A 19,722-nucleotide genomic window follows, 5' to 3' on the forward strand; every position below is an offset into this window, starting at 1 on the left:
CCATGCCAGAACCCCCAGACCGAAAGGCTGGGGGTTTTGCTTTGGATCGATCATCACTAAATCGTTCGGCTTCGTAACGAATCGTGTTGGTGGCCCACTGGCTTGTTTTGCCTACTACCCACTGCTAACTCTTTGAATTAAAATCGCATCCAGTCCAGCGGGCATGCCATGGCGGCATGCCCGCGCTGTTTTGCCGCCTGAGCTCGTGCGTACATGCCGGGGCGGTGTTTATGTTGGAGTGCGTAGATGTCCACCCCCCGTGTCGGTTTCGTTTCCCTGGGCTGTCCCAAAGCCCTCGTCGACAGCGAGCAAATCATTACCCAGCTGCGCGCCGAAGGCTACGAGATTTCGCCGTCGTACGACGATGCTGATCTTGTGGTCGTGAATACCTGTGGCTTTATCGATTCGGCAGTGCAGGAATCGCTCGACGCGATCGGCGAGGCGCTCGCCGAGAATGGCAAGGTGATCGTCACAGGGTGCCTCGGCAGCAAGCAGGAGGGCAACCTTATACGCGAGGTGCATCCCAAGGTGCTGGCCGTCACCGGCGCGCATGCGCGCGACGAAGTGATGAATCATGTGCACCAGCATTTGCCCAAGCCGCACGATCCCTTCATTGATCTGGTGCCGCCTGCCGGCATCAAGCTCACGCCCAAACACTATGCATATCTGAAGATTTCTGAGGGCTGCAATCACCGCTGCACCTTCTGCATCATCCCGTCGATGCGTGGTGATCTGGTCAGCCGGCCGATCCACGACGTGCTGAAAGAGGCCGAAAACCTAGCCAAGTCGGGCGTGAAGGAGCTCTTGATCATTTCGCAGGACACCAGTGCCTACGGGGTGGATGTGAAATACAAGACCGGTTTTCACAATGGCCGGCCGGTAAAGACACGAATGACCGAGCTGTGTGAAGAGCTCGGCAAACTCGGTATCTGGGCGCGGCTGCACTATGTGTACCCGTACCCCCATGTCGACGAGGTGATCCCGTTGATGGCCGAGGGCAAGATCGTGCCTTACCTCGACATTCCGTTCCAGCATGCCAGCCAGCGCGTGCTCAAGTTGATGAAGCGACCGGCCAACAGCGCCAATGTGCTCGAGCGCATCAAGAAGTGGCGGGAAATCTGTCCGGATCTGACCATCCGCTCGACCTTTATCGTCGGCTTCCCGGGCGAAACCGAGGCGGATTTCGAGGAGCTGCTGGCCTTCCTCGACGAAGCCCAGCTCGACCGCGTCGGCTGTTTTACCTACTCGCCGGTCGATGGCGCCACCGCCAACGATCTGCCGGACCCGGTGCCGGCCGATGTGGCCGAAGAGCGCAAGCGTCGTTTCATGGAAAAGCAGGCCGCCATTTCCGCGGCAAGGCTGCAGGCCAAGATCGGCCGCACCTGTACGGTGCTGGTCGACGAGATCGACGAAGACGGCGCTGTTGCGCGCACCCAGGCCGATGCGCCGGAAATCGACGGCCTGGTGTATTTTGAGCCGGCTCCAGGCGTGCAGCCGGGCGACTTCGTCACGGTGCGGATTACCGATGCCGACGAGCACGATCTCTGGGCCGAACAAGTCTGATGGATACCTCGTACGAGCGCCGCTTCGGCGGCATCGCCCGCCTGTATGGCCGCGATGCGCTGGCGCGGTTTCGCGGCGCGCATGTCTGCGTGATCGGCGTTGGCGGCGTCGGCTCGTGGGCGGCGGAGGCGCTGGCGCGATCAGGGGTGGGAGAAATCACGCTGATCGATCTCGACGACATTTGCGTCTCCAATACCAATCGCCAGTTGCCGGCATTGGATGGTCATTACGGCCGGGCCAAGGTCAATGTGCTGGCCGAGCGTATCCATGCGATCAACCCCGAGTGCAAGGTGCATGCCATCGAGGATTTCGTCGTCGAAGAGAGCCTCGAGGCGTACCTGGGGCGTGGATACGACTACGTAATCGATGCCATCGATTCGGTTCGGATCAAGGCGCAGATCATTGCGTGGTGCCGTCGGCACAAACTAAAGCTGGTGACAACGGGCGGGGCTGGTGGTCAGACTGATCCGACGCAGATTCGTATCGACGATCTGACCCGCACCACGCAGGACCCGCTGGCGTCCAAGGTGCGTTCGCTATTGCGGCGCGAGTTCGGTTTCCCGAAGGGCGACAAGAAGTTCGGCATCGATTGCGTGTATTCGACCGAGCAACTGGTCTATCCGCAGCCCGATGGCTCGGTGTGCGGCCAGAAACCTAGCGGTGACGCGGCAACGCGCATGGATTGCGAAGGTGGATTTGGCGCCAGCGTGGCGGTGACCGGCAGCTTTGGCTTTGCCGCTGCCTCACGCGTGCTGCGCAAGCTGGCACCGTAAGTCGCGCAGGGTCGAAGCGGCCGCGCTTTAGCGCGTCGACGCGAAGTGATCCAGATCCTGTTGCAGGTTGTAGAGCACACCAGCTTCTATCGTGCCATACAGTCGAGCCAGGAAATCGTTGCCTACACCCAGCAACTGGTTGCGTTCGCGCGTAGGGACCGAGCCGGTTTTCAAATACCGCACGATGGCATGGGCGGCAGATAGCATCAACCTGTGGTTGTGCGTGCGCTGGGCCAATTGGACCAAGCGCTCGACCGCCTCGGCGTGGCGTTCGGCCAGCATCAGCTGCACGCCCTGCTTGTTGATTTCCGCGATATCGCTTCCCAGCTTCTGCAGATAGGCTGCCCAGGCATGGCGCTGGCCGGCCGCGCCTTCCAGCAAGCCCGAGATGTACTTGCTGGTGATAAAGCGCTCGCCCAATGGCTGGAGCCAACGGTATGGGGCCGCGGCTGGGTTGGCCTGTTCGCTGGCCGAGCTGGGCGGGCAGATGAAATCGGCAGTCATGATCGCGCTCACCGCCAATTCGAGCGTAAATTCCGCGTCCTTGCCCAAGGTCTCCAGGGCATCCAGATCCGAAACCTTGCCCGAATACAGCGAAGCGGCCAGCGTGCCGACCACTTCGGCGGCAAAACTCTCCTTGCGCTTGGCGAGCTCGTTCAGCATGCGCAGATAGCGATCCGCGTCCGCGTGCGCCCCATCGCGCTTGGCAGCGAGCGCCAGCTGCAGCACCGTCTCGGGCGCCAGTGCCGATGAATTGCCGCCTTGCGTGACCGCACGTTCGAGCAGGGCGCGTGCCTTGGCGGGCTGGCCCAGCATGCTGGCGAGGTTGCCGGCCTTTTGCAGGCGTGAAATATTGTTGGGGGCGATGGACAGGCATTGCTCGTAGATCGACATGGCTTCTTCGAGGCGGCCGTCGGCCATATAGAGCGCGGCCAGTTCCTCGTAGGCATCGACATACTGGCCATGATCGCTGATCGCGCTCTTGAGTATGGCTTCGGCTTCGTCTTTGCGACTCTGCCGGTTATGGACACGTGCCAGCCCCAGTTTGGCCCACGGTACGACGCGCTTTTGCAGGATTTCCTCGAACACCTTGCGCGCGGCATCGAGCTGGCCGTCTTCCAGCAGCAGCGTTGATAGCAGCCGCTGCAGGTCAGCCTGATAGGCCTGGGCCGACGTCGTATTCAGCAGTTCCTGAGCCATGGCAATGGCGCCAGCGGTATCGCCATAACCGATCTTCTCGTAGAGCGGGCGCAGCATCTGTTTTTTATCCCAGGCCAGCAGCAGCCGGTCTGAAAGCCTGGCGCCGCTGAAGGGCTTGATCAGGTAGTCGTCCGGCCCGACTTCGGCGACGGCCACCACCTTTTCGTAGCTGGCCTCGGCGGTGATCATGAACCACACCGTTGTCAGTGGCAGCTCGCCAGTACGGCGCAGCTCTTCGAGCAACTCCTGCCCATTCATGCCTTCGCCGAAGTGGTAATCGCACAGGACCACGTCGTACTCGGCGTTCTTCAGGCGGCGGCGGGTTTCACCCACGGAGCTCGCCAGATCGACCCGTGTAATGCCGATCTGGCCCAGGGTCAGCCGTACCGACTGGCGCACTGTTTGCGCATCATCGGCAACGAGCACGCTCGCTTGGGTCAGGGATTCGGCCATCGATCATCCGTGGGGCAGGGTGGGGCGTTCACCAGACAATATCGGCCGCGCGCCCGCATTCTGCATGGAATTTGTCACCAGTGTCGCCAAAATGAAAACAGCCCTGATCTTGCGATCAGGGCTGTCTACGAATTGGTGCCCAGGAGAAGACTCGAACTTCCACGCCCGTGAAGGCGCTCGGACCTGAACCTAGTGCGTCTACCCCTTCCGCCACCGGGGCTAGGCTGTATCCAGCACGCTTCTTCGATGCGGTGCGCGTGGTTTGGTGCCCCGGAGAAGACTCGAACTTCCACGCCCGGGAAGGCGCTAGGACCTGAACCTAGTGCGTCTACCAATTCCGCCACCTGGGCTATGCTGTATCCAGCACGATTCTTCGATGCGGTGCGCGTGGTTTGGTGCCCAGGAGAAGACTCGAACTTCCACGCCCGTGAAGGCGCTAGGACCTGAACCTAGTGCGTCTACCAATTCCGCCACCTGGGCTATGCTGTATCCAGCACGATTCTTCGATGCGGTGCGCGTGGTTTGGTGCCCAGGAGAAGACTCGAACTTCCACGCCCGTGAAGGCGCTAGGACCTGAACCTAGTGCGTCTACCAATTCCGCCACCTGGGCTCACGTGCATGCGCTAGAATCTATCGTTTCTGGCGCAGCGCAACGAAGAAGCCGGATTATCTGGAAACAGGAAAACAATGTCAAGAAAGAAAACGAAAGAAACCTCAACATCTACAAAACAAAACAAAACGTCGACGCTACGCGCGCTCGACCCCCATCTTGCTCGCGAAGCCGAGCGCTACGAATCCCCCCTGCCTTCCCGCGAATACCTGCTGCAACTGATCGAAGCCGAGGGCGCGCCCCTGCCGGTCGAGGAGTTTGCGGTACGCCTCGATATCACCGCCGACGAGCGCCCGTTTTTCGAGCGTCGCCTCGCCGCCATGGCGCGTGAAGGCCAATTGATGATCAACCGCAAGGGCGCGCTGTGCCTGCCGGACAAGGTCGATCTGATCGCAGGTCGCGTCTCCGGTCATCCGGATGGCTTCGGCTTCCTGGTTCCCGACGATGGCGGCGATGACCTCTACCTTGGCCCTCGGGAGATGTCCAAGGTGCTGCACGGTGATCGCGCGCTGGTGCGCCAGTCCGGCGTTGATCGCCGTGGCCGCCGCGAGGGCACGATCGCCGAAGTCCTGTCGCGCGCCAACACTTCGTTGGTCGGCCGTTTCCGCCTGGAGCACGGCGTGCACGTGGTCACCGCCGAGGACAAGCGCATCAGCCAGGAAATCCTGGTGCCGCCCAAGGAAACGGGTCATGCCAAACCGGGCCAGATCGTCGTCGTCGAGCTGATCCAGCAGCCGGAGCGCCATAACCAGCCGGTGGGCCGGGTGGTCGAGATCCTCGGTCACTACGACGATCCGGGCATGGAAATCGAGATTGCGCTGCGCAAGCACAATCTGCCGCACGTGTTCTCCGAAGCGGCCGAAGCTCAAGGAGCGAGGACGCCGGACAAGGTCAAGAAGTCTGATCTCAAGCCGGTGATGGGGGTGAAGCGTGAGGATCTGCGCGATCTGGCGCTCGTCACCATCGATGGCGAAACCGCCCGCGATTTCGATGACGCGGTGTACGCCGAGAAGAAGGGCAAGGGATGGCGTCTGGTCGTTGCCATCGCCGATGTCAGCCACTATGTGCAGCCGGACGATGCGCTCGATGAAACATCGCGCGAGCGCGGCAATTCGGTGTACTTCCCGCGCCGGGTGATCCCGATGCTGCCCGAGCAGCTCTCCAACGGCATTTGCTCGCTTAACCCGGACGTGGCCCGGCTGTGCATGGTGTGCGACATGGAAGTCGGCCCCAAGGGCGCGATCAAGAAATACCGCTTCTATCCGGCGGTGATGCATTCCAAGGCACGGCTCACCTATACCCAGGCCTGGGACATGATCCAGCACCCCAAGGGGCCGACCGCCAAGCAATTCAAGAAGGTGCTGCCGCAGGTACACGAGCTCTACGCGCTGTACCAAGCCTTTGCCGCGGCGCGCGCCAAGCGTGGCGCCATCGATTTCGAGACGGTGGAAACCGAGATCCGCTTTAACGAGCAGGGCAAGATCCGCGAAATCGTGCCAGTGCATCGCAACGACGCGCACAAGCTGATCGAGGAATGCATGCTTGCGGCCAATGTCTGCACAGCAGAATTCCTGCTGGCGCACAAGCATTCGGCGCTCTATCGCGTGCATGAGGGGCCCAATCCCGAGAAGCTGGAAGTGCTGCGCGAATACCTGCGCACCTGCGCTTTGACGCTGGGCGGGGGCGAGGACCCGAGCGCCGAGGACTACGCGCAGCTGCTGCAGCAGATCAAGACCCGACCCGACGCCGAGCTACTGCAGACCATGTTGCTGCGCAGCCTGTCGCAGGCGGTGTATACGCCGGAAAACCAGGGCCACTTTGGCCTGGGCTACGAGGCCTACACCCATTTCACTTCACCGATCCGCCGCTATCCGGACCTGCTGGTCCATCGTGCGATCAAGGCGGTGCTGGCCGGCAAGAAGTACAAGCCCTCGCAGAAATGGAATGCGCTGGGTACGCAGTGTTCGATGACCGAGCGCCGCGCCGACGACGCCAGTCGCGACGTGCTCAACTTCCTCAAGTGCTACTACATGCAGGACAAGGTGGGCGAGGTGTTCGAGGGCAGCATCGCCGCGGTGACGAGCTTTGGCATGTTCGTGCTGCTCGACGACCTGTATGTCGAGGGCCTGGTGCATGTGTCTGAACTCGGCAGCGATTACTTCCATTACGACGAGCGCCGCCGCGAGCTCAAGGGCGAACGCACCGGCCAAGTCTATCGGCTGACCGACCGTATCCGGGTCAGGGTAGCCCGGGTCGATCTGGAAACCAGCAAGATCGATTTCGTACTGGCACCACTCACGCCGCAGCCGGCGACCAAGCTGGAGCAGGGCCGCCAGGGCGGCCGGCAACGCCGACGCGAGGAGCAGGCCGCAGAACCACGGACTCGCAGTCGCAGCGGCAAGCACTCGACGCACAAAGCCGCCTTGGCTCCCCAAACGCCCAAGGCTGAACCAGCACTCCCGGCGCCGGTTGCGGACCTGGCGCAAGGCCAGCCTCCAGCGCCCGCCCAGGCTGTTGCCACCGAGCCGGCCGGCCAGAAGGGGCCGCGCGCGGCAGCCCAGGTCCCGACGCGTTCAGCAGTCCAAGCACCGATCGGTGCAAAGCCTGCAATCGCGCCTTCTCAAAGTGCTAGACCGGCGCCGAAGCCGGCCGGCATCCAGCCGGCGCCGCGCCAGAACCCGCCGTCAATTGCAGCTGCCGGGGTATCTGCGGGCAAGGATGCGGCCAGTGGCAAGCCCGAGGCCGGGTCGCGCCCGACTTCAGAGCCCCCTCGCGCAGCCGAGCCGGTTGCTAAAGGCGCTCAAACCGGGGTCGGCGAGACCTCGAACACAGCCAACCGCAATCAGGCCAAGGCTGCCAAGCCGGCCCAGCGACAGGCCGGGCAGACCGGGCGGGCGTCGCCCAAGGCCGCAATAACGGGGTCGGGCAAGGTTGCGGCGGGCCCTGCCCACGCGGCAGAGCCGCCCAGGCAGGATGCGCCCGCACCGGCGGCCCCGCGGGGCCGGACGAGGCAAGTGGCGGCTTTGTTCGCGCCCAAGGTCGAGCCAGCGCCGACGCCAGCCAGCGATTCTGCGACCGCTGCCGCGCCGCGCCGGAGTCGCCGCCGCAAGGAACCGACGTGATCGAGTTGATCCAGGTGCCGTTCTCGCACTACTGCGCCAAGGTCAAGATCGTGCTCAAGGAAAAAGGTTTGCCCTATCAGAGCAGACCGGTTCCCGGCGGATGGATGGACAAGCCGGAGTATCTGGCGATCAATCCGCTGGGGCGCATTCCCTTCCTGGTCGATGGTGACATCGGCCTGGGGGAGTCCCAGGTGATCAATGAATATCTGGAGGAGCGCTATCCGCAACCCGCACTGATGCCGCCCTCGCCTGCGGAGCGGGCTCAGGTGCGCTGGCTGTGCAATCTGCATGACCTGTATGCGGCACCGCAGATCTTGCGCATCTTCATGGGCCTCGCCAGCGGCCGGGACAATACGGAGTTCGCGGCGGACTGGCAGGCTGTGCTGGCAGCGCTGGACCTCCTGGAAGCCCAGGCGAAGGCGCCGTGGCTGGTGGGCGACGGATTCACGCTGGCCGATTGCGCGTGGATATTGTCCTGGATGCACGCCAATGCGCTGGCCGGCATGTTGGGCGCACAGTGGAACGCCGCGGCGCGCTACCCGAATCTTGTGGCGTGGTACCAGCGGGCACTGGCCAGATCTTCGGTGAGTGCGGTGGTCGACGAGGCCAGGCAAGCGCTGGCCGCGAGGTAGCCAGCGAGACGCTGGGAAGCCCGAGGCGGGGCAGGACAAGGCCTCCGCTTCAGCGATTCAGCGCGCGGTCGATCGCCTGGCGGTGATTGTCCGCAATTTCCTGCACTCGCCACTGCATGCGAAAACGGCCGCCCTGCATCAAGGTGCAGGCCAAGAGCTGACCCTTGAAGTCGGCGTAAAGCCGCGGTTGCCCCCCATCGGTCGGCAACTCCAGATAGACCTGGGCGCGGGTACCGGCATGCAGTGACTGCTCGGTGGTGTGCACGATCGAGCCCGTACTCACTTCCAGCGTGCGGCCATACACCGGCTGACTGCCGTCGTCCTGCAGGATAGCGACGCGCCAGGCGGCGATCTTGCGCAGGTCGCTGCTGTTTGTAGGGGGGGTGAAAACGTTCATGGAGAAAGGGACCGGCGTGCTAAGCTCGCATTGAAATATTGCACCGCAAAAATGGCGGCACAGGCACATATAGGTGGGTGTGGCGCTGCATCTTACAGGGGAGAATCAAACAAATGTTTATCGTTGATCGATCGGCCGCACTGATCCGTCCGAAACAGGCCTTTCTGGACTGGCTGAATGCCTTGCCGGGCAACGACATCGAGCTCTCGCTCGACGATATTCGCAGCGACTGTACGGTCATCCTGGTCCCGGAGGCGAGCGAGCCCGAAGATGGGATTTCCTACATCGATGATGTGGCCGAAAAACTGTTCGAGATGGAACTTGCCTCGTGGGTGGAGGACGAAGCGCTGTGGCCGAAGAAGCGCAACCTCAAGCTGTTCTGGGAGTGGTTCGACGTCGAGATTCATTTAGGCGTGATGGACAGCGTTTCCGAGGACATCCATAACACCCCATCCGATCGCGGCTACCACTGAGCGCCGCGGCGTCCATAAGGAGTTGCCATGTCCCGTTTCTGTACCCACGCGCTGTCTGCATTGATGGTCGGCCTTGCCGCCGTCTCGGCCCAGGCCGAGCCGTTGAACTACAACGTGGTGAACCTCGAAGCGGGCGCCCAGCGCGCGGTGGACAACGATCTGGCCTACGCCACGCTGTTCGTCGAAGTGAACGATAGCGACCCCTCGCGTCTGGCCGGCAAGGTGAACCGCACGCTCGCGGCCGCGCTCAAGCTCGTCAAGCAGCAAGGGCTCGTCAAGTCCGAAGGCACGGGCTACAGCACCTATCCGGTGTACAGCAGCAAGACCAACAAGCAGGATGGCTGGCGTGGCCGCGGCGAGCTGCGCCTGTCCAGCCGCGATTTCGAAACGCTGTCCAAGCTTTTGGGACAGCTGCAGCAGCCGCTGGAAGGCGGCCTCGCGCTGCAACTGGCCAGCGTGCACTATGGCGTATCCGACGAAACCCGCGACAAGCTGGAAAACGAGCTGATCGAGGAAAGCCTCAAGGCCTTCCGCCAGCGCGCTGATCTGATCAGCCGTAGCATGGCCGCCAAGACCTGGCGCACGGTGAACGTCAACGTGAATACCCAGGCCTTCGTGCCGCCGCCGATGCCCAAGGCCGCCATGATGCGGATGGAGGCTGCCGATGCCGGCGCAGCACCGGCGCCGCTGGAAGGGGGCGACAGCAAGCTCAGCGTGACGGTGTCCGGCTCGATCCAGGTCGAGTAAACGGCCATGCACAGCGCGCCGCGAGTGGAATGCCGGTTCGGCCCCTCGCGGCGCGGTCGTTTCTGGCTGGTGGCGATCCATGGTTGCGCCGCGCTGGTGGCGTTCAGCCTGCCCCTGTGGTGGTGCGTCGGCAGCCTCGTGGCCATTGCCATTTCGGCGTCGAGTACATGGCGGCAGCCGCCCATGGCCGGAACCTTGAGCGCTCCCGGTGACGGTACGCTGTGGCTGGATAGCGGCAGCGGCGCGGTGCTAATCGACGTCTTGCCCGGCTCCTTGGTCACCGCCAGCTTGGTCGTACTGCGCTATCGCAACGAATCCGGTCAGCGTGGCGCGCTGACGCTATGGCCGGATTCGGCCGATGCCGACAGCCTGCGCCGGTTGCGTATCTGGCTGCGCTGGCAACGTCCGGCGCCGGCTGAATCCGCCTCAGTCGAATAACACCAGCGGCCGGCCTGCATCGTGTGGATGTGGCACGACGGCCGCCGGAATCTGATAAACCTGCTGCAGCGTGTCGGGCGTCAGCACCTCGGCCGGCGCGCCGTAGGCCACGGTCTCGCCGCTGGCGAGCAGCAGCAGCCGATCACACCAGCGAGCGGCCAGATTCACATCGTGCAGCACGCACAGCACCGCCAGTTGCTCCTGGCGCGCCAGATCGTGCGCCGCAGCCAGCAGCGACTGCTGATGGCGTGGATCGAGGCTGGCCGTCGGCTCGTCGAGCAACAGGCAGTGCCCACTGCCGGCGGGCTTGCCGGCCAGCACCTGGACGACTACGCGGGCGAACTGCACCCGCTGCTGCTCGCCGCCCGACAACTGCAGATAGCGGCGGCCAACGAAGTGCAGGCCATCGGCGAGCAGCAAGGCGCGCTCGACCAGCGCGTCGACATCGCTTGGCGCGAGCTCGGGATAGGGGTAGGTGCCCATGCTGACCACCTCGGTCACCGACAAATCGAAGCTCAGGGTCGGCGATTGCGGCAGCACGGCGCGGTGGCGGGCGAGGGCGGCGCTATCGAGTTCGGCCAGCGGCCGGCCGGCAATCAGCACTTCGCCGTGGCTCGCGGCGAGATCACCGGCCAGTACGCCGAGCAGGGACGACTTGCCGGCGCCGTTGGCACCGAGCACACCGAGCACTTCGCCGGCAGCGAGTTCGAGCGAGACATCGGTCAGCACCGTGCGCTGGCCGCGGCGGCAGCCGAGATGGCGGGCGGTGATCATCGTGCACCGCCACGGGTGAGCAGCCACAGGAAGAAGGGCCCGCCGATCAGGCTGGTGACGACGCCGATGGGCAACTCGGACGGAATGACGACGGTGCGTGCCAGCCAGTCGGCCAGCGCCAGCGCCAAGGCACCGGCGAGGATGGCGGTTGGCAACAGGCCGCGGTGGTCGGCGCCGAGCACCAGCCGGACCAGGTGCGGCACGACTAGGCCGACGAAGCCGATGGTGCCGGTTGCCGCGACCAGCGGGCCGACCAGCAGCGCGGTCAGCACGATCAGGCGGCGACGCAGCGGTTTCAGTGCAAAGCCGAGATGGTGTGCCTCACGCTCGCCTAGCAGCAGCGCGTTCATCGCGCGCCAGTCGCGCAACAGCAGCGCGCAGATGAGCACGGTCCATGGTCCGAGGAAGGCCAACAGCGGCCAGGTGGCACCGGCGAGACTGCCAAGGTTCCAGAACGTCAGCGTGCGCAGCTGCGCATCGTTGGCTAGATAAGTGAACAGGCCAATTATGGCCCAGCAGATCGCGTTGATCGCCACTCCGGCGAGCAGGATGCTGTCCATGCCGTGGCCGATGCGCCCCAGCCGGTAGGCGATGAGCGTGGCAAGCAGGCTGCCGACGAAGGCGGCCGGCGCCATCAGCGTGAAGTTGGCGCCACCGAGCACGATGGCGGCCACAGCGCCGAGCGCGCCGCCGGCCGAAATGCCGACGAGGCCTGGTTCGGCGAGCGGGTTGCGGAACAAGGCCTGCATCGCCGCGCCGGCCAAGGCCAACCCGCCGCCGACCAGCACGGCGAATAGCACCCGAGGCAGGCGAACCTGCCACAGCACGCTGTGCCACATTGCGCCATCGGGTGTGTCGGGCACCCCGAGCAGCAGGCCGGGCAGTGCGGACAAAGGGATGTTGACCGCGCCGCTGGCGGCGGCGGCGAGCAGCGTCGCCACCAGCAACAGCGCGAGCACGGCGCACAGCCGGGGCGCTGTCCAGCGCGGGCCGGGAGGGAGGGAAATTGTCGGGGTGGTCACGGCGCTCATGCTAACACTTATCCCCCCACCGTCTTGCCGCCGAAGCCGGTCATGAGCTTGGCCAACACCTCAGGCAGACGTGGGCCGAAGCCGAGCAGCAGGTCATCCATCACCACCACGCGCTTGTTGCGTGCAGCCGGCGTCGCGGCGCTGCCGGGCATGGCAAGCAGCTTCCCCACGCTACCGAACTGGCCCATGCTCATGCGCGGGGTGACGATGACGTCCGGTGCCTGTGCCGCGGCGGCTTCGCCCGCGAGCGGCTTGTAGCCTTGCTGCTTGGCGAGCACATTTACCCCGCCGGCGAAGCGTATGGTCGCGTCGGCCGCACTGCCGCTGCCGGCGCCATCAAGCGGGTGGCTGGCCCGGCTGGTGACAATCAGCCTGCGCGGTCTATTGCTGCCCACTTGACGCCATCGTTCACCTGCTTGACCAATGTCAATCAAAGTAAGAAAAGCAATATGAAATTGGCATTTTTTGCTTGTGCATGGAATGGCCAAGTTGGCGAACAGCAGTTGGATCAGCTGCAAAGCGGAGTTGCAAGCCATTGATGAAAAATGGTTTGCCACGTTGCATGATCGGTTTGGTGAGAATGCATGCATACCTTAAATTCTTTTTTTGTTTGTAATTACAATAAGGCTTGATCCATGTTGTACGATGACGACGCAAAGCGAGGCGCGATTGCGGTGCGAAGGGCTGCGTGATATTGGTGCGCAATGGGGAGGACGCCAGATTTGGAAGCCGGGATCGCATCACAGCTGCAAGATGAGCTGAGCAAGATAGAAGCGACCATGCACGCACAGCCACAGGAAGCCTTGCGTCTGTGCGAACGCGTCTTTGCCGCTGCATGGCAGATGCGCGAGCCCTTGGCGCATGTGCTGGCGGCTGAACGCTATGGCTTGATCATGGATCACCTGGGGCGTGCCATCGAAGCGCGCAATGCGCTGTTCGATGCGCTGCAGGCGGCCCAGTCCGCCCACCTGTTCGCCGGTGAGGCGCGCTTGCTGGAGCAGATCGCACGCGGCTACTACACCGAGGGCCAATACCGGCAGGCGATCCAGTACTGGGCACATTGCGCCGAGGTGTCCGAACAGAGCGGGCGCGAGGTCAAGACCTGGATCTCGGCCAAGGTGGGGCTGGGGCAGATTTACTACGCGCTCGGCGATTTCGAATCGGCCGTGGCGCTGCATCTGGAGGCGCTGGGCCGCGTCGACGAAGTGGGAGATCCCTATCTGGAGACCAAGGTCAAGATCAACCTCGGCGTCGACCTGATGTCGCTGCAACGTCGTGAAGAGGCCGCCGAGGTCTTTATCCCCACGCTCGATCTATGCCTGATGCACCAGTATTCGGATTATGCGGCCGAGGTCAGTTTTCGCCTGGGGCAGATCCAGCTTGAGTCCGGGCAACTCGATCACGCGATGGCCTTTCTCGATGCGGCGCTCGGACACGCGCGGGACGTCGATTATCGTTGGGGCGAGGCCAACATCCTCGCCTGTCAGGCCGAGGTGCTGGCACGGCGCGGCCAGCATGCGGCTGCGCTGCAGACGGTGCGCCGGGCCCAGGTGATTGCCGCTGCTGACAGCTTTTCCCATATGCTGCACCAGCAGCACTTTGCCGCCGCGCGTTACGCCGAGGCCATGGGCGACGTGGCGACGGCGCTGACCGAACTCAAGCTCGCGCACCACGGCGAGCGCAACCTGATGGCCGCGTCGGTGCCGGAGCGCAACAAGGAACTGGAGGACAAGGCCGGCCTGCGCCCCAGTGCCAATCGCATGCTGGTCGAACTGTCGAACGACGTTCTGATCGAGGAGGGCACTCCGGAGCAGGCCTTTACCCTGATCACCAGCGAGAGCTGCCGCATCCTTGAGGTGGAACGGGCCTCGGTCTGGTTGCTCGATAGCGAGGTGCATCAGCTGCGCTGCGCGAGCCTGGGGCTGAAGAGCAAGCGGGAAGGAAGGGAGGCCGCGATTGCGCGCGAAGTGTGCCCAGCATTCTTCGACTGGCTGGAAAGCGACCCCAAGCCCCTGATCGCGCACGATGCCGAACACCATCCGTACTCATGGGAGCTGGCGCATAGCTATCTGCGTAGCCACGGCATCCGCTCAATACTGGCCTTTGCCATCCGCGTTTCGGGGCAGGCACGCGGCATCCTGTTGCTGGAAGTGGCCGGGCCACAGCGCAACTGGACGCCCGATGAGGTGATGAAGGGGCAGCAATTGGCCGACATCGCCACCCGCGCGGTGGCCAGTTCCGAGCGGCGGCTATTCCAGCAACAGATCGGTGCGCTCAACACCGAGCTGATCCAGGCCAACGAAGCGCTGGAGGCGCGGGTGCGCGATCGCACGGCGGCACTGGAAAAACGCAACGACGAGCTCCTGGCGCTGAACGAGACCATCCGGGTGATGGCGACGATCGACGAACTCACCGGCATCTACAACCGCCGGCACATCGTCGAGCGGTTGCGGCAGGAAGAGGCGCGCAGCGAGCGCGACAGCCATCCGTTCTGCGTTTGCCTGATCGATATCGATTACTTCAAGGACGTAAACGATCGCCATGGCCACCAGGCGGGGGACGAGGTCCTGCGCATCGTCGCGCAGACGGCGCGCGAAGTGATCCGCGAAACCGATTGCGTGGGCCGCTATGGTGGCGAGGAGTTCCTGCTGCTGCTGGCCGGCACCGACCTGGAGGGGGCACGCGTTACGGCCGAACGTTTGCGGACTGCGACCGAGGCGTTGGTCTTTGCGCAGATCGGTGCGGATTTCCGGGTGACCATTTCGCTCGGGCTGGCCGGTCACTATCCGGGCGAGCATATCGAGCTGACCATCAGCCGCGCCGATGCTGCGCTCTATCGCGCCAAGGCGGCAGGCCGGAACCGCGTGGTCCACTGAGCCGACTGTCCGAAGGCGGCAACCTCAGCGCTGCAGCTTCCCGTCAAAACGAACGCACCGTGCGTCTCGCTCTCTGTTAAAGCGCGCCTTCCCTAACCGGCAGTGGGCTCGGCGCGCCAGCCCCCACCCAATGCCTTGATCAGCGTCAGCTGGGACAGCAGCGCATCGCGTTGCGCATTGATCAGGTTGAGTCGGGCTTCGAACTCGCTGCGCTCGGCGTCGAGCACTTCCAGAAAATCCGAGTAGCCATTGTCGTAGCGCAGCCGTGCCAGCTTGACCTGGCGCACCAGTGCGGTCGTCTGCTGTTGCAAGGCCGCCGCACGCTCCCGGCTGCGTTGTACGCTGTCGAGCGCAACCCGCACATCGCCGAACGCGCGGCGCACGGTCTGCTCGTAGGTGATGGCAGCCTGCTTGTCACGTGCGCGCGCCTCATCGACCTGGGCTGCGGTCAGGCCGTTGTCGAACAGCGGCATGGCTAGGTTACCGGCATAAGACCAGGCCTTCGATGGGCCGTCGAACAGATTGGAAAACTCGAGGCTCTGCACCCCGAAAAGTCCGGTGAGGGTGATGCGCGGGAACCAGGCGGCGCGCGCCACCTGGATCTGTGCTCGGGTAGCGCGTAGCTGGGCTTCGGCGGTCTGGATGTCGGAGCGGCGCAGCAACAGGTCGGAGGGCAGACCGGGTGGCACCGTGACGGCGTCGGGAACGATCAGGTCGATGGCGACGCCACGCGGCGCCGTGTCCTCGAACACGCTGCGGGCACTGGAGCCAGTCAGGATAAGCAAGGCGTTCTGCGCCGACGTTTGCGACGCCTGCAACGCCGGGAGCGCAGCACGTGCGTCCATCAGCTCAGCCTCGGCCTGGCGCACGTCGAGCTCGGAGGTCATTCCGCCCTTGAAGCGCTTCACCCGCAAGTTGTACGACTCCTCGCGGGTGGCCAGCGTCTGCTGGGCGACGTCGACCTGGGCGTCGAGCGCCCGCAGGTTGAAATAGGCCTCTACCGTGCTGGCGGTGACGGCCAGCAGCACCGATTCCCGTTCGAATTGTGTGGCACGCAACTGCTCGAACGCCGCTTCGCGCTGGTTGCGCACGCGTCCCCACAGATCGATCTCCCAACTGGCACTGGCGGCGAACTGGTAATCCTCGTAGGTGCCCAGCCCCGCTTGCGGGCCGTTGCGCGATGCCCTCTGGCGGCTGCCGCTGGCGCCAAGATCGAGCCGCGGCAACTGTTCCGCCGAGGCGATGCCCAGCAGTGCGCGCGCTTCCTCGATGCGGGCAATCGCGGTCTGGATCTCGGCGTTATGGGTGCGTGCGGATTCGACCAGGGTATCGAGTTCCTCTGAGCCGTACTGCTTCCACCAGAGGGCGTCGAATTCCGGTATCACGGCCACCGTCGTGGGCAGCTCCTGCGGCGGTGGCGTGCGATCGGGTGTAAAGCCACAACCGGCAAGGAGTGCTGCCGCGAGCGCGGTCAGGGCGAAGGGCTGGGGCTTAATCATGGCTCGCCTCCGCCGCCCGGGCTTGCTGGTCGCGTTGTTTCTCGGCAGGTTTCATGATCAGCCGGAAGAACAAAGGCACGAAGAAGGTCGCGATCAAGGTGGCGGCCAGCATGCCGCCAATCACGCCGGTGCCGATGGAATGACGGCTGGCCGCGCCGGCACCGCTCGAGGTCACGAGTGGCACGCAACCCAGGATGAAGGCGAGCGAGGTCATCACGATGGGCCTAAAGCGCAATCGGGATGCTTCGAGCGCGGCGTCCATCAGGCTCATGCCCTCCCTGTATTTCTCGACGGCGAATTCGACGATCAGGATGGCGTTCTTGGCCGCGAGCCCGATCAGCGTGACAAGGCCGATCTGGAAATACACGTCGTTGTTGAGCCCGGTGAGCCACACCGCCAGCAGCGCGCCAAACAGGGCAAACGGCACGGCTGTGATCACCGCGAGCGGCAGCGTCCAGCGCTCGTACTGCGCGGCGAGGATCAGGAACACCATGATGATGCCGAAAATGAAGGCCTGCGCCGACGAGCCGCTGGCCGCCTTCTCCTGGTAGCCACTGCCGGTCCAGGCGAGCGAGTAGTCGTTGCTCAGCGTTTCGGCCGCCGCGGCTTCAGCTGCGGCGATCGCCTGGCCGGTCGAGTAGCCGGGCGCTGGCTGCAGCATCACCTTGGCTGCCGAGAACACATTGAAGCGCTCGACGAGCTCGGGGCCGGTCACCCGCTCCACCCGTACCAGCGAATCGAGCGGAATCATCGCGCCGGTAGAGGAGCGCACGAACACGTTGCGGATGTCCTCGGGGCGCGAACGGAAATCGGCTTCCGATTGCAGTTGCACTTTGTAGGTGCGGCCGAATTTGTTGAAGTCGTTCACGTAGAGCGAACCGAAGGTGGCCGACAGCGCGTTGAACACTTGGTCGACCGGCACGCCCAGCGTCTTGGCCTTCTCGCGATCCAGATCGAAGAACATCTGCGGCACCGACGCCCTATAGGTGGTGGTGACGCTGGAAAACTCCGGCCGTTTCTGCGCGGCGGCGAGATAGGCCTGGGTGGCCGCCTCGATCTGCTTGGGGTCGGTGCTGGCGCGGCTTTGCAGATACGCTTCCAGCCCGCCAGTAGTCGACATGCCGGTGATCGCAGGTGGGTTGAACGCCAGCACCAGCGATTCCTTGATCGCAAAGCCCGCGGCCATGATCTTCTTCGCCAGCGAGAATGAATCCTGGCCTTCGCCCTGGCGCTCGTCCCAATCCTTGAGCGTGACGAACACCGCCGCGGCGTTGGAGCGATAGGTGCTCGACAGCAGATCGAACCCGGCAAAGCTCAGCACCTGTGCAACGTCCGCTTCCTTGGTCAGGAACGCATCAAGCTGGCCGGTCACCGCCTGGGTGCGCTTGAGCGAGGCGGCATCGGGCATCACCGGCACCACCATCAAATAGCCCTGGTCCTCGTCGGGGACCAAGCCGCCCGGCACGGTCTTGAACAACAGCAGCAAGGCGAGTACCAGCACGCCGAACACGGCGAAGGCCACCGCCACCCGGCGGTTCAGGAACGACACGCCGCGGACATAGCCGCCGGTGAAACGATCGAACCCGTTGTTGAACCAGACGAACACCTTGTGCGGCTGGTGATGGCCGGGCTTGAGGATCAGCGCGCACAGCGCCGGCGTGAGCGTGAGCGCCACGAGGCCGGAGATGGTGACCGACACGGCGATGGTCACGGCGAATTGCTTGTACATCACCCCGGTCATGCCGCCCATGAAGGCGACGGGCAGGAACACCGAGCACAGTACCAGCACGATGGCGATCACCGGGCCGGAGACTTCCTCCATCGCCTTGATCGCCGCCTGTTTGGGGCTGCACTTCTCGGTGGTCATGATGCGCTCGACGTTTTCCAGTACCACGATGGCATCGTCCACGACGATACCGATGGCGAGCACCATGCCGAACAGCGTTAGCAGGTTGATCGAGAAACCTAGCAGGGCCATGCCGGCGAAGGTGCCGATCAAGGAGACCGGGACCGCGATGCAGGGAATCAGCGTGGCGCGGAAGTTCTGCAGGAAGATGAACACCACCAGGAACACCAGGATGATGGCCTCGACCAGGGTATGCACCACTTCCTCGATCGAGATCTTCACGAACTTGGTCGTGTCGTACGGAATGTTGTACTGCATGCCGGGCGGAAAGCGTGGCTCCAGCTCCTTCATCTTGGCGTTCACGGCATCGAGCACGCCGATCGCGTTGGCGCCCGGCTGCAGGTAGAGCCCGATGCCGACGGTGGGCTGGCCATTGCGCTTGGAGACCACATCGTAGCTCGCCGAACCCAACTCGATGCGCGCCACGTCCTTGAGCTTGGTCTGCGAGCCGTCGGCGTTGGAGCGGATGATGATGTTCTCGAACTCGGTGACGTCTTCCAGCCGGCCGCGGGCGGTGGCGGTGTAGGTGAATTCCAACGGGTGCGAAGTGGGCTCCGCGCCCACCTTGCCGGCGGTGAACTGCTTGTTCTGCTCCTGGATGGCGGAGGTGATGTCCGATGGCGTCATCGACAATTCGGCCAGTTTGTCCGGGCGCAGCCAGACGCGCATGGCGTAGTCGCCGGCGCCGATGATGGACACATCGCCGATGCCGCCGATGCGCTTCAACTCGTCGACGACATTGAGCTGGGCGTAATTGGAAAGATAGAGCGCGTCGTAACGCCCGTCCGCAGCGTCGAGCGTAACGAAGCCCAGGATGGCGGTGGATTTCTTCTTCACCGTCACGCCCTGGCGCTTCACCTCGTCCGGCAGCTGCGCCAGCGCCGCCTGTACCCGGTTGTTGGTGTTGATGGTGGCAAGATCGGGATCGGTGCCGATGGCGAAATAGACATTCAGCGTCATCGAGCCGTTGGATGCGGCCGAGGATTGCATGTACAGCATGTTCTCGACGCCGTTCACCTGCTGTTCGATCGGCGCGGCCACTGTCTCGGCAATCACCTGCGGCGATGCGCCGGGGTAGTTGGCGGTGACCGAGACCACCGGGGGCACGATCTGCGGGTACTGTTCGATCGGCAATGAGCTCATCGCCGCGAGCCCCGCCAGCGTGATGATGATGGAAATGACGCTGGCGAAAATCGGCCGTTCGATGAAGAACTGGGAGAACATGAAC

Annotated in this window: 16 protein-coding genes and 4 tRNA genes; 8 read left to right on the top strand and 12 right to left on the bottom strand. The window is 63.8% G+C overall.

Features of this window, described 5'->3' with window-relative positions:
* Positions 1-246 precede the first annotated feature (246 nt).
* Together rimO and tcdA are read left to right on the top strand one after the other, a co-directional pair.
* Positions 247-1,563 (top strand): 30S ribosomal protein S12 methylthiotransferase RimO, encoded by a 1,317-nt coding sequence (gene rimO / locus NLI84_RS07800; RefSeq protein ID WP_255989400.1) that lies wholly within the window; start codon positions 247-249, stop codon positions 1,561-1,563.
* Positions 1,563-2,336 (top strand): tRNA cyclic N6-threonylcarbamoyladenosine(37) synthase TcdA, encoded by a 774-nt coding sequence (gene tcdA, locus NLI84_RS07805; RefSeq protein WP_255989401.1) that lies wholly within the window; start codon positions 1,563-1,565, stop codon positions 2,334-2,336. The genes rimO and tcdA overlap by 1 nt, the downstream gene beginning before the upstream one ends.
* A gap of 27 nt (positions 2,337-2,363) precedes the next feature.
* Here tcdA and NLI84_RS07810 read toward each other — a convergent pair whose 3' ends face one another.
* From NLI84_RS07810 to NLI84_RS07830, 5 genes are all read right to left on the bottom strand, one after another.
* A complete protein-coding gene (locus NLI84_RS07810; protein WP_255989403.1) occupies positions 2,364-3,989 on the bottom strand; it encodes a tetratricopeptide repeat-containing response regulator in 1,626 nt (541 codons plus the stop codon).
* Between the two features lie 133 nt (positions 3,990-4,122).
* Positions 4,123-4,209: transfer RNA gene (locus tag NLI84_RS07815), tRNA-Leu, on the bottom strand.
* Between the two features lie 43 nt (positions 4,210-4,252).
* Positions 4,253-4,339: transfer RNA gene (locus NLI84_RS07820), tRNA-Leu, on the bottom strand.
* A gap of 43 nt (positions 4,340-4,382) precedes the next feature.
* Positions 4,383-4,469: transfer RNA gene (locus NLI84_RS07825), tRNA-Leu, on the bottom strand.
* 43 nt (positions 4,470-4,512) lie between these two features.
* A tRNA-Leu gene (locus tag NLI84_RS07830) sits at positions 4,513-4,599 on the bottom strand.
* 77 nt (positions 4,600-4,676) lie between these two features.
* Between NLI84_RS07830 and rnr the strand changes: the two genes are divergently transcribed.
* Together rnr and NLI84_RS07840 are read left to right on the top strand one after the other, a co-directional pair.
* The gene (gene rnr, locus NLI84_RS07835) at positions 4,677-7,721 is read left to right on the top strand and encodes a ribonuclease R (RefSeq protein ID WP_255989404.1); all 3,045 of its coding nucleotides are present in this window, start codon (positions 4,677-4,679) and stop codon (positions 7,719-7,721) included.
* A complete protein-coding gene (locus NLI84_RS07840) occupies positions 7,718-8,353 on the top strand; it encodes a glutathione S-transferase family protein (RefSeq protein ID WP_255989406.1) in 636 nt (211 codons plus the stop codon). Before rnr ends, NLI84_RS07840 begins: the two co-directional genes overlap by 4 nt.
* Positions 8,354-8,402: 49 nt before the next feature.
* Here NLI84_RS07840 and NLI84_RS07845 read toward each other — a convergent pair whose 3' ends face one another.
* Entirely contained in the window at positions 8,403-8,750 is a 348-nt protein-coding gene (locus NLI84_RS07845; protein ID WP_255989408.1) for a hypothetical protein, read from the bottom strand.
* A gap of 113 nt (positions 8,751-8,863) precedes the next feature.
* On the opposite strand from NLI84_RS07845, the gene NLI84_RS07850 reads away from it, so the two are divergent.
* Genes NLI84_RS07850 through NLI84_RS07860 form a run of 3 tightly spaced genes read left to right on the top strand, consistent with a single transcriptional unit; the run spans position 8,864 to position 10,408 of the window.
* The gene (locus NLI84_RS07850) at positions 8,864-9,223 is read left to right on the top strand and encodes a hypothetical protein (protein WP_255989409.1); all 360 of its coding nucleotides are present in this window, start codon (positions 8,864-8,866) and stop codon (positions 9,221-9,223) included.
* 27 nt (positions 9,224-9,250) lie between these two features.
* On the top strand, positions 9,251-9,970 hold the full coding sequence (locus NLI84_RS07855) for an SIMPL domain-containing protein (RefSeq protein WP_255989410.1): 720 nt from the start codon (positions 9,251-9,253) through the stop codon (positions 9,968-9,970).
* 6 nt (positions 9,971-9,976) lie between these two features.
* Entirely contained in the window at positions 9,977-10,408 is a 432-nt protein-coding gene (locus NLI84_RS07860; RefSeq protein WP_255989411.1) for a protein YgfX, read from the top strand.
* Here the strand turns inward: NLI84_RS07860 and NLI84_RS07865 are convergent.
* Genes NLI84_RS07865 through NLI84_RS07880 form a run of 4 tightly spaced genes read right to left on the bottom strand, consistent with a single transcriptional unit; the run spans position 10,397 to position 12,918 of the window.
* Complete coding sequence (locus tag NLI84_RS07865; protein WP_255989412.1) at positions 10,397-11,182, bottom strand: heme ABC transporter ATP-binding protein; 786 nt, start codon at positions 11,180-11,182, stop codon at positions 10,397-10,399. The genes NLI84_RS07860 and NLI84_RS07865 overlap by 12 nt on opposite strands.
* On the bottom strand, positions 11,179-12,213 hold the full coding sequence (locus NLI84_RS07870; protein WP_373316916.1) for a FecCD family ABC transporter permease: 1,035 nt from the start codon (positions 12,211-12,213) through the stop codon (positions 11,179-11,181). The genes NLI84_RS07865 and NLI84_RS07870 overlap by 4 nt, the downstream gene beginning before the upstream one ends.
* A gap of 8 nt (positions 12,214-12,221) precedes the next feature.
* The gene (locus NLI84_RS07875) at positions 12,222-12,608 is read right to left on the bottom strand and encodes an ABC transporter substrate-binding protein (protein ID WP_255989414.1); all 387 of its coding nucleotides are present in this window, start codon (positions 12,606-12,608) and stop codon (positions 12,222-12,224) included.
* Between the two features lie 31 nt (positions 12,609-12,639).
* Entirely contained in the window at positions 12,640-12,918 is a 279-nt protein-coding gene (locus tag NLI84_RS07880; RefSeq protein ID WP_255989415.1) for a hypothetical protein, read from the bottom strand.
* A gap of 74 nt (positions 12,919-12,992) precedes the next feature.
* Here NLI84_RS07880 and NLI84_RS07885 point away from each other — a divergent pair, with 74 nt between their 5' ends.
* Positions 12,993-15,089 (top strand): diguanylate cyclase, encoded by a 2,097-nt coding sequence (locus tag NLI84_RS07885; RefSeq protein WP_255989416.1) that lies wholly within the window; start codon positions 12,993-12,995, stop codon positions 15,087-15,089.
* A 92-nt stretch (positions 15,090-15,181) separates the two neighbouring features.
* On the opposite strand, the gene NLI84_RS07890 is transcribed toward NLI84_RS07885, so the two are convergent.
* The gene (locus NLI84_RS07890) at positions 15,182-16,588 is read right to left on the bottom strand and encodes an efflux transporter outer membrane subunit (protein WP_255989417.1); all 1,407 of its coding nucleotides are present in this window, start codon (positions 16,586-16,588) and stop codon (positions 15,182-15,184) included.
* A complete protein-coding gene (locus NLI84_RS07895; RefSeq protein WP_255989419.1) occupies positions 16,581-19,718 on the bottom strand; it encodes an efflux RND transporter permease subunit in 3,138 nt (1,045 codons plus the stop codon). Before NLI84_RS07895 ends, NLI84_RS07890 begins: the two co-directional genes overlap by 8 nt.
* Positions 19,719-19,722 lie beyond the last annotated feature (4 nt).

Source organism: Chitinolyticbacter albus (assembly GCF_024437655.1).
GTDB classification, from domain to species: domain Bacteria; phylum Pseudomonadota; class Gammaproteobacteria; order Burkholderiales; family Chitinibacteraceae; genus Chitinolyticbacter; species Chitinolyticbacter albus.